Annotated in this window: 7 protein-coding genes; 3 read left to right on the forward strand and 4 right to left on the reverse strand. The window is 54.0% G+C overall.

Annotated elements, in window-relative coordinates; all coding sequences use genetic code 11:
• The coding region (locus INT22_RS18065; protein ID WP_226912881.1) for a hybrid sensor histidine kinase/response regulator at positions 1-1,081 on the forward strand (1,081 nt) is incomplete at its 5' end.
• Positions 1,082-1,095: 14 nt separating this feature from the next.
• Here INT22_RS18065 and INT22_RS18070 read toward each other — a convergent pair.
• Complete coding sequence (locus INT22_RS18070) at positions 1,096-1,779, reverse strand: LuxR C-terminal-related transcriptional regulator (RefSeq protein WP_089039695.1); 684 nt, start codon at positions 1,777-1,779, stop codon at positions 1,096-1,098.
• A 119-nt stretch (positions 1,780-1,898) separates the two neighbouring features.
• Here INT22_RS18070 and exaC point away from each other — a divergent pair, with 119 nt between their 5' ends.
• Together exaC and adhP are read left to right on the forward strand one after the other, a co-directional pair.
• On the forward strand, positions 1,899-3,419 hold the full coding sequence (exaC, locus tag INT22_RS18075; protein WP_009721344.1) for an acetaldehyde dehydrogenase ExaC: 1,521 nt from the start codon (positions 1,899-1,901) through the stop codon (positions 3,417-3,419).
• A 121-nt stretch (positions 3,420-3,540) separates the two neighbouring features.
• On the forward strand, positions 3,541-4,569 hold the full coding sequence (gene adhP, locus INT22_RS18080; protein ID WP_176472115.1) for an alcohol dehydrogenase AdhP: 1,029 nt from the start codon (positions 3,541-3,543) through the stop codon (positions 4,567-4,569).
• 46 nt (positions 4,570-4,615) lie between these two features.
• On the opposite strand, the gene dauA is transcribed toward adhP, so the two are convergent.
• The 3 genes from dauA to INT22_RS18095 all read right to left on the reverse strand — a co-directional run bounded on the left by dauA (position 4,616) and on the right by INT22_RS18095 (position 9,234).
• Positions 4,616-6,367 (reverse strand): C4-dicarboxylic acid transporter DauA, encoded by a 1,752-nt coding sequence (gene dauA / locus INT22_RS18085; RefSeq protein ID WP_193068696.1) that lies wholly within the window; start codon positions 6,365-6,367, stop codon positions 4,616-4,618.
• 185 nt (positions 6,368-6,552) lie between these two features.
• Complete coding sequence (gene betT / locus INT22_RS18090; protein WP_193068697.1) at positions 6,553-8,601, reverse strand: choline BCCT transporter BetT; 2,049 nt, start codon at positions 8,599-8,601, stop codon at positions 6,553-6,555.
• A gap of 204 nt (positions 8,602-8,805) precedes the next feature.
• The gene (locus tag INT22_RS18095) at positions 8,806-9,234 is read right to left on the reverse strand and encodes a hypothetical protein (protein ID WP_319022106.1); all 429 of its coding nucleotides are present in this window, start codon (positions 9,232-9,234) and stop codon (positions 8,806-8,808) included.
• Between the last annotated feature and the right edge of the window lie 167 nt (positions 9,235-9,401).

A 9,401-nucleotide genomic window follows, 5' to 3' on the forward strand; every position in this document is an offset into this window, starting at 1 on the left:
AAACGCCGCACGGTTATTCGCCAGTGCCTTAGAAACGCATGCGCTTCCCGAGGCCTCCCAGGCTTTAGTAGGGCACATAGGGCGTTCGTTAAAAGATGTCGAAGGGCTTTTAGGTACATTGGTGGATATTTCCCGCCTGGATGCTGGCGTACTTCACGCGGATAAAGCACCGTTTGCGGTAAGCACACTGCTAGATGCCTTGGCCGAAGAGTATCGGCAAGTGGCCGCCGTACGTGGGCTGACGCTTCACTATGTGCCGTCGAGTGTGGTGGTCGAATCTGATCTAGCGCTGCTGGCGCGTGTCGTGCGCAACTTCCTCAGCAATGCTGTGCGCTATACCGAACATGGTCACTTACTGCTTGGCTGTCGACGACGCGCCAATGGTCTTGAAATTATGGTGGGCGATACTGGGCCGGGGATACCAGAGCCACAGCGTAAGGCGATTTTTCTAGAATTTCGCCGCGCCAACCAGTCCCAAAGTGGCCACAGCCGAGGGCTTGGATTAGGACTGGCAATCGTCGATCGTATCAGCACTATGTTAGAGCACCCTGTGTCGCTGACTTCACAGCTTGGGCGTGGCTCGCTTTTTTCTGTGCTGGTCCCTTTTTCTGTGCCAGTACCTAATGCAGCCCCAAGCGCGGGAGCATCGCCTGTTGCGTATGCGCCAAAAGCGTTGCCTGGGGCTGATCGTTGGCAGCACGATCCGCTACAGGGCTGTGTCATATGGGTGATTGATGATGATCCCGCGATTATAGAAGGGATGCAGGCGTTGCTGGGCAGTTGGGGGTGTCGGGTGAGGGCAGCCGCTACGGTGAGCGCGCTGGAAGCAGCGAGTGACGGTGAGCGCCCGGCCGTACTGTTGGTGGATTATCACCTGGGTGACCATCGTGAAAATGGGATCGATCTGGCTGCAAGATTGCGTCGACGCTATCCAGGGTTGGCCACCGTAGTCATCACTGCCAACCATGAGGCAGCCTTGAAACGGGCCACCCGGGAAGCAGGTATGCACTGTTTGTTAAAGCCGCTCAAGCCTCTTCGCTTAAAGATGCTACTAGGAACGCTCTTAGAGACTTCTGCTTAACGGGAAGTAGGCGGTTAGGTGGAAGAGGTTCGTTTGGCAAGATAAGCGCCTAGTTCCTCTTCACCTGCGATGACGATGGCGTGCACTCTGCTTGTTGCACCGAGCTTGCGTAAAATAGCCGAGACATGCGTTTTAACGGTAGTTTCAGCGATGAACAGTTCTCGTGCGATCTGTTTATTGGACATCCCCTGAGCCATGCAACCCAATACATCTAATTGCTTGTCGGTTAAGCGTATTAGTCGTTCGCGGGACACCTCCGACGAAGGCGTCAACGCTGATGACTCCATGCGCGGGGGCGGCTGGCGCATAATATCTGCAGGCAGATAAAGTTGCCCTTGAAGAATTTGGTTGAGTGCTGCTAACAGCTGCTCTCGGGGGGTTGATTTCGGAATATAGCCCACGGCACCTTGGGTAATGGCATCTAACACCAACTGGCGCTCCTGATGTGCCGAGACAATGGCGACGGGAAGCCATGGGAATCTTTCTCGAAGTATTGTCAGACCCTCTAGTCCATCGGCATCGGGCAGGCTTAAATCGAGCAACAGCAGATCAAGCTCATCGTGGGTGCCTATCGTGTGAATAGCCGCCGCCAAACTGTCCGACTCCAGCAGTTGAGTATCTGTTAAACCAGCGCTAATCACCGCGTGTAATGCTTCGCGAAACAGCGGATGGTCATCTGCCACTAGCAACGAGTACATGGCGTCTCCTACCAAGGGATGAGGGTGCGTCCTGCCATCGGGCTATATCGTAAATGGCGTGTGTGGCTAACACTGGGTAGGCACCTTATTTAATAATCATAATACTCAGGAGCTTTACCATGATCTACGCCAACCCGGGTGATGCTGGTTCCGTTGTGTCCTTTGAGAAACGCTTTGGCAACTATATCGGCGGTGAGTTTGTTCCCCCGGTCAACGGCCAGTACTTTGATAATATCAGTCCTGTTAACGGCCAAGTATTCTGCGAAATTCCCCGCTCTAGCGCTGAAGACATTGAGAAAGCGCTAGATGCAGCTCACAAAGCAGCGCCTGCCTGGGGTAAAACCTCCGTTCAAGAGCGCAGTAACATCCTACTTAAGATTGCCGACCGCCTCGAGCAAAACCTTGAAATGCTGGCTGTCGCAGAAACGTGGGATAACGGAAAAGCGGTTCGTGAAACCCTGAATGCGGATATTCCGCTGGCTGTTGACCACTTCCGTTACTTTGCTGGCTGCTTGCGTTCACAAGAAGGTACGGCTGCGGATATCGATGCTAACACCGTTGCCTACCATTTCCATGAGCCGCTGGGCGTTGTTGGTCAAATTATTCCCTGGAACTTCCCGATTCTAATGGCTGCTTGGAAACTTGGCCCTGCCCTTGCCGCGGGTAACTGCGTCATACTGAAGCCAGCTGAGCAAACTCCTGCCTCAATATTGAAAGTTATGGAGGTTATTGGCGACCTGCTGCCCCCCGGCGTGCTAAACGTCGTTAATGGATTTGGCGCAGAAGCAGGCCAAGCACTCGCCACCAGCAAGCGTATTGCCAAAATTGCCTTTACCGGTTCGACGCCGGTTGGCTCACATATTCTTAAATGTGCCGCAGAAAATATTATCCCCTCGACAGTGGAGCTGGGTGGTAAATCACCCAATATCTATTTCGCTGACATCATGAACGCCGAGCCGACGTTTATTGATAAAGCCGTCGAAGGCTTAGTGCTGGCCTTCTTCAACCAAGGCGAAGTATGTACCTGTCCTTCTCGTGCGTTGATTCAAGAGAGCATGTACGACGAGTTTATGGCCAAGGTGGTTGAGCGGACTAAAACAATCAAGCGCGGCAACCCGCTGGATACCGACGTGCAGGTTGGTGCTCAAGCCTCCCAAGAGCAGTTCGATAAAATCATGTCGTACATGGACATCGCGCGCGACGAAGGCGCCGAGTTCCTTGCTGGCGGTGATAAAGAGAGCCTGGATGACAGCATCAATGGCGGCTACTACATCCAGCCGACACTGCTCAAAGGCAACAACAAGATGCGCGTCTTCCAGGAAGAGATTTTTGGACCTGTGGTCGCTGTTACCACCTTCAAAGATGAAGAAGAAGCGCTCGCTATTGCCAACGATACCGAGTTCGGCCTGGGTGCTGGCGTATGGAGCCGTGACATCAACGTCGCCTTCCGTATGGGGCGTGGCATTCAAGCAGGTCGCGTATGGACCAACTGCTATCACCAGTACCCTGCCCATGCTGCGTTTGGCGGTTATAAGAAATCAGGCGTAGGTCGCGAAACCCATAAAGTGGCGCTTGAGCACTATCAGCAAACTAAGAACCTGCTAGTGAGTTACGATATTAACCCGCTAGGTTTCTTCTAATACGCTATTCTGCAGTGATCTCGCCCGGCTATTGCCGGGCGTTTTGCTACTCCCCTGACGCTTACTGTAACGATAAGAGCAACCACAAGTTGCCACATCGACAACTATCAGGAGTTGCATCATGGATAACACAATGCGAGCGGCAGTCGTACGTGAGTTCGGTCAGCCACTAGCGATAGAAGAAGTAAACGTGCCTCGTCCCAAGCGGGGAGAGGTGCTGATGAAGGTGGCGGCCTCTGGCGTTTGCCACACCGATTTACATGCAGCACACGGCGATTGGCCGGTAAAGCCCTCGCCACCGTTTATTCCAGGGCACGAAGGCGTTGGGCATATTGTAGCGGTGGGTGACGGCGTTACCCATGTCAAAGAGGGCGATCGTATCGGCGTGCCCTGGCTGTACTCAGCCTGTGGTTACTGTGAACACTGTTTAGGCGGCTGGGAAACCCTATGTGAATCCCAGCAAAATACCGGTTACTCGGTCAACGGCGGGTTTGCCGACTATACCTTGGCGGATGCGGGCTATGTAGGGCGTCTGCCGGACGCCGTTGATTTCATCGAAATAGCCCCGGTTCTGTGTGCGGGAGTGACGGTTTATAAAGGCTTGAAAATGACCGATACCCGCCCCGGCCAGTGGGTGGTTATTTCAGGCGTCGGCGGCCTGGGGCACATGGCGGTGCAGTACGCGAAAGCGATGGGGCTGAACGTCGCGGCTGTTGATATTGACGACGGTAAATTAGCCCTAGCCGAACGGTTAGGTGCCACGGTGACGGTTAACGCGATGAAAACCGACCCGGCGGCGTATCTGAAGAAAACCATTGGTGGTGCCCATGGGGCACTGGTCACAGCGGTATCGCCGAAGGCGTTTGATCAAGCGCAAAACATGCTGCGCCGTGGTGGCACTCTGGTGCTCAATGGCTTGCCGCCGGGTGACTTCCCACTGCCGATTTTCAGCACGGTGCTTAACGGTATTACCATTCGTGGCTCTATCGTGGGGACGCGCAGTGACCTTCAAGAAGCGCTGGATTTCGCCGCCGAAGGCAAAGTCAAAGCGACTGTGGCGACCGACACGCTAGACAATATCAACGATGTCTTCCAACGTATGATCGACGGCAAGATAGAAGGCCGTATTGTGCTGGATATGGCGAGCTGAGCGAGCAAGTGGGGGAGACGATAGCTCCCCCTTTATTCCCTGCCGTCTATTCAATACCTACTGAATCTTTCTTTTCCAACCAGCGTTGTGCCATACGCTCGGCATGGGCAAGATTGCTCACGACCGCTAATTTGCCCACTTCACGCTTAATGCCCGCGCGTTTAATTTTGAGTGCCAGGCGCGGCTGCAGCCCAACAAACATCACTCCTACGCCTTGTTCGCTCAGCTCACGGCGCAACGTATCTAACGCCACCATGGCCGTGGTATCCAGACTGGGAACTTCGCGCATATCCAGAACGATAATTCGTACGCTGTGATCAATCACTCGTAGCGTGGCGATCGCCTTTTCAGCGGCACCGAAAAATAGTGGACCGTGAATTTTGTAAAGGGCGACTTCCGGCGGGAAGTGCGCGTCTTTATCGGGTGTGTCTAAGCGTTGAGTATGGGTCAACTGGGCCATGCGGCGAATAAACAGCGCGGCGGCCAAGCCAATACCGACAGCCACCGCGATCACCATGTCAAAAAGTACCGTTAGCCCAAAGCAGATCACCAGCACCCACACATCGCTAGCGGGGGCACTTTTCAGCGTATGCACAAAGTGTTGTGCCTCGCTCATATTCCAGGCGATGATAAATAGTAGCGCAGCCAGGGCCGCCATAGGCACATGTCCCAGAACGCCTGCCAGCGCGACTACCGCGAGTAGCACCACCAGCGAATGCACGACTGCGGCGATAGGTGAGAAGGCGCCGCTTTTGATGTTGGTCGCCGTGCGGGCAAGCGCTGCTGTGGCGGTAATGCCGCCAAAGAAGGGCACGATTAAGTTGCCCAGCCCCTGGCCAATCAGTTCAGCATTAGGATCATGTCGAGTGCGGGTTAGGCCATCTGCCACAACGGCGCAGAGCAGTGATTCAATGGCCGCCAGTAACGCGATGGCTAGCGCTGGGCCAAGCAGCGCTTGAATTAGCGCGAAATTAATCTCAAGTGGTGTGCCGTCAGCGCCAGGAAAGTGCCAGGGTGCAGCAACGCTAGGTGCAAAGGGTGGAATGCCGCTACCGCTTTCACCTTGGAACTCCCAGCTAAACCGTGAGGCGATCGTGTCGACTTCAACGCCACTCATTACTAGTAGTGCGGCAGCTAGGGTACCTACCGCCAAGCCAACTAGTGGCGCAGGTATCGGGGTATTCAATCTGGGCCAGATTGACAGCGTTGCCAAGGTAACAACTCCCACGCTGATTTCTGCGGGGGAAAGGCTGGGTAGCGCTTGGCCAATCAGCACTAGGTTATGCAGCGTACTATCGCCTAGCTCTACTCCGGCCAAGCCAAGAAAGTCAGGTAGTTGTAGGAGCGCAATGACTACCCCGATGCCCGCCGTAAAGCCGAGGATAACCGGGTAGGGCACGTACTGAATCAGACTGCCTAACCGAGAAAGCCCCAGTGCGACCAAAATAGCGCCCGCCATCAGTGTGGCAATCAGCAGTCCGCCCAGGCCATGGTTGGCGACAATAGGAAATAGAATCACCACAAAGGCGGCGGTGGGGCCGGAAATGTTAAAACGCGAGCCACCCGTCAAAGCGATCACTGCGCCCGCGACAATCGCAGTATAAAGCCCGTGTTGGGGTGGCACGCCAGTGGCAATCGCCAACGCCATAGAAAGTGGGACGGCTACCACACCAATCGTCAGCCCAGCCATGACATCACGCTTCAATTTGGCAAGCGTGTACCCCTCGCGCCAAGCGCTGAGTAGTGCACTGCCCGGCACTGGAAAGGCGTACCCCGAAGGTCGATGAGCGCGGGCCATCAGGCAAGTCTCCTAATAAAGTTGAAAAACAAGCAAGTGGGAAAACAAGGTTTTACGTTACGCCTGCTCAGTGATTCTCACAATATGGCGTTAGTTGTGAGAAGCGTCATCAGGGCGTTTTTCGGGCATAAAAAAATCCCAGCACGTAGGCTGGGATTTCTCTTTTCACTTAAAGACTGACGCCATTACATCTGGGAGTCTTCAGGCGGTTCGCCGATGGTGCCTGGCATTGCTTGCACATGGCCCATCTGTTGACCTGCCAGAGTAAGGAAGTGTAGGTGGCGTTCGTACTCTGCCACGAGATCACCAATCACTTGACCACGGGTATAGCCGTTCAGGTCTTTATCTTGACCGCCTTCAGCTAAGTACACGTCCAAGCGGACATAGAAGTCATCATCCGCAGGTATAAAGCTGGGTGTACGCATACGGTGCGGACATACTTGATAGACAAAGCTAGTGGCATCGCCCAGGTCAACCTGCAGCGTCAGATTGGGAAGCGACTCGCCATCAAGATGCTCTTCGGTAACGTTGGCGGTTTGGCCACGGCTTTCAAGTTCTTGGGCAAATTGCGTCATCGCTGGGCGAATAGAGTGCTGAATGGTTGCTGCGGCACCCGCACGGTTAGAGGTATCCAGCGCACGATCCAAACGCTCGCGCCAGTCGCCGCCGGGTGCGCCACCGGCAATCATGCGACGTGCGTCGGCCTTGCTGCCTTCCAGTTTTAGGGCTTTATACATTCCCACCATGACTGCGAAAATCACCAATGAGAAAGGCAGGGCGGTAATCACCACGGCACTTTGCAGAGCGTTTAAGCCGCCAGCCATTAACAGGGCGATGGTGATCAAGCCAATCACTGCCGACCAGAAAATACGCAGACGGATCGGAGCATCGTGGTTAACGTCACTCAAAATAGAAGTGAAGTTGGCCAGTACCAGTGCACCGGAGTCCGCAGAGGTAATAAAGAACACAATCCCTAGTACCGTTACTACGGCTGCAGTAAGGCCTGCGTAAGGGTAGTACTCAAGCAGTGTATAAAGCGTGGTTTGCGGAGTGTTGAGTGCCTGTTCACCCAGCTCGACCACACCTTGGTTGGCCACCAGCTCAATGCCGCTGTTACCGAACACCGACATCCATACCATCATAAAGGCCAGCGGAATAAACAACGCTCCAGCGACAAATTCGCGGATGGTACGGCCACGTGAAATACGTGCCAAGAAAAGGCCGACAAACGGTGTCCAGGCAATCCACCAGCCCCAGAAGAAGATCGTCCACCACATTTTCCACTCTTGGGCGCCTTCGTCAGCAAACGCGTAGGTGTCAAAGCTGGCACCCACAAAGCCAGAAAGGTAGTCACCAGCGTTATTGACCACTTTATCCAGTAGGACCAGGGTATCGCCTGAAAAGAGTACAAATAGCATCAGGGCTAGCGCGAGTAGCATGTTGAACTCAGAAAGGCGGCGAATGCCTTTCTCGACGCCAGTCACCACGGAAATAGTTGCCAATACCACGACCAGGACGATCAAAATCACCTGCACGGTGAGGGTTTCAGGCACGCCGAACATATAGGTAAGGCCGTAATTGAGCTGCATTACCCCAATACCCAGACTAGTGGCGATACCGAACACGGTGGAGATTACGGCGGTGATGTCCACTGCGTTACCAATCGGACCGTGGATACGCTTGCCCAAAATTGGGTAGAGCGCGCTACGAATCGCCAGTGGCAAGCGATGGCGGTAACTAAAGTAAGCCAGCGCCATACCCATCAACACGTACAGCCCCCAGCCGGAAAGCCCCCAGTGCAGATAGGTTTGAACGACGGCCTGACGCATGGCCTCTTGGCTTTCAGGCGCTAGATCAGGTGGTGCCAGATAGTGGGCGACCGGTTCAGCAACGCTGAAAAACAGCAGGTCAATACCGATACCTGCGGCAAACAGCATAGCTGACCACGATAGCAGCGAAAACTCAGGCCGTGAGTGATCTGGGCCAAGGCGAATGCTGCCAAAGCGCGACATACCAATAATCACCACAAATACCAGATAAGCCACAATCGCCAGCATGTAGTACCAGCCGAATGTTTTGCTCACCCAGGCAAGTCCAGCATCGAAGAAAGCGCCAGCCTGTTCGGTAAACAGCATGGTAAGAACTAAGAAAAGGAGAATTCCCGCCACACTCCCGTGGAAAACCACGGGATTGAGGCGGTCGCGTGAGGGGAGGTTGGGGTTGTCTTTCGCCATGGAGGCGGACTCCTGTTGTTAAGACAAGAATTAAAAACAGCGTTATTTTTGAATGAACGTTCAAATAAAATACGCGGTTTAAGTGCTCACTTCAAGTCACGGGGAAGCTTTCCGACCCGCGGATAAAGCGCTTTTCAGGAGTATAGAAACAAAAATGCCCGGCTAGGCCGGGCGTTAGAACAGGGTTTGACGTTTAATAAACGCTTACTCTGCCGCACTTTCCTCTGCAGGTTCGCTGTGGTGTCCACGACGCTCATGATCGCGCTTGCCATGAGCTCTTTCCCCCTGGCGACGCTCGCTATGTTTCTCAGCATGCATCTCGCGCATGGCATCGCGCAGAGTTTGTTGCTCTTCTTCGGTTAGGATCTCGGCCACCTGTGCTTGGTGCTCTTCGCGCAGCGACAGCATGGCATCACGGTGTTCAGCGTGTGCTTCGTTTAAGGCAGTTTGCTGCTCTTCGCTTAAACCGGCGCGTTGATAAGCTTCTTGGCGGTACTCTTCCATGCGTTCCTGCATTGCTTCGCGGTCAATATCTGCACTGTTGTGGTGATCGGCATTGGCGCTGAAGGCTAAAGGCATAAGGGCAACGGCAAGTAGTGCAGGAGCAAATAGTTGGCGAAGTGACATGTTCATAACAGACCTCGAAACGTTTTAAAAAGTGGCAGTTTATCGATGTCAGTATCTAGGGGCTTGGTGTAAAACGTTTGCACAAAGTGTGCAACAACCGTGACCTTATTTTAGCTTACACGGTCACAATCACTTGGGTGGGGGGCTCACTGGATTTAACAACTGGACTTAAG

The organism is Halomonas sp. 3D7M (assembly GCF_014897885.1).
Lineage (GTDB): Bacteria > Pseudomonadota > Gammaproteobacteria > Pseudomonadales > Halomonadaceae > Vreelandella.